This window comes from Parendozoicomonas sp. 209JJ7-1, assembly GCF_058147085.1.
This window is the reverse complement of record NZ_JBYVJU010000097.1, coordinates 1-777: the sequence shown is the minus strand read 5'-3', so window position 1 is coordinate 777 and position 777 is coordinate 1. Positions and strand designations below refer to the sequence as shown.

1 protein-coding gene is annotated in these 777 nt (G+C 37.7%); it reads left to right on the top strand.

Annotation, left to right across the window (positions count from 1 at the left end; all coding sequences use genetic code 11):
* The first annotated feature begins 156 nt into the window (after window positions 1-156).
* Window positions 157-645, top strand: a complete 489-nt coding sequence (locus ACY2RQ_RS19530; RefSeq protein WP_490114686.1) for a hypothetical protein — start codon at window positions 157-159, stop codon at window positions 643-645.
* The last annotated feature ends 132 nt before the right edge of the window (window positions 646-777 follow it).

Here is a 777-nt window from a genome sequence, read left to right as displayed (position 1 = left end):
AAGTGCACACTTCGTATCGTGGTGCGGCACATCCAATGCAAACCGGGTAAGCACCTAACAAGCGCATCCAGGTGACGCCTTCGGCGCACCTGATGCGGGCGTTAGGCCCACTCCACTAAGAACACAGTGATTCTTCACATATAAAAGGGAATATTAATGAAGAAAATTAGTATACTACTTGTTTTACTCATAATAGGATTGTCTGCACTATCACTGTTCCTTCCATATAGATCAGTATTTGATATGGTAAGATTTGAGAAAGAAAAACAACAAGTCGACCTAAACGAATTAGCAATTAATAGAATAAACGAGTTTCAAAATATTCTGAATAATGACATATCAAAGACCCTCTCCAAAGATGAAATCGAAAGTATCTCCAAAAAAGTGTCAATATATAAAGAAAAGTTAGAAAATAAAGAAGTCGTTACTACCCCATCTCCTATTGACCGGAGAATAATGCCTGAAAGTCGAGACAGAGGGATTAATCCATTATACATATTTATTGCTAAATTTGTTTTTTCATTGATTTTTGGTGGTAGCGCAATATTTATAATACTTTCAAAAAAGTATAACAATGAAACTCAAAAATGGGCATTTAGCATTCTTACTTTAATATCTGGCGTATGGATTGGAACAGTTAGTTAATTCATGAAACCAGGCTGCCTAACAAGTGGTTCCAGGTGACGCCTACGGCGCACCTGAACCAGGCGTTAGGTGAAGCTGAGTAAACTTCAAGTCTGATAAAGTAGCATTCTTTATTGTGTTGGCTGGCGTTGG

Bases quoted from the DNA above. Each gene is read 5' to 3' on its own strand.
- ACY2RQ_RS19530 (WP_490114686.1), top strand. From the start codon at position 157: ATGAAGAAAATTAGTATACTACTTGTTTTACTCATAATAGGATTGTCT.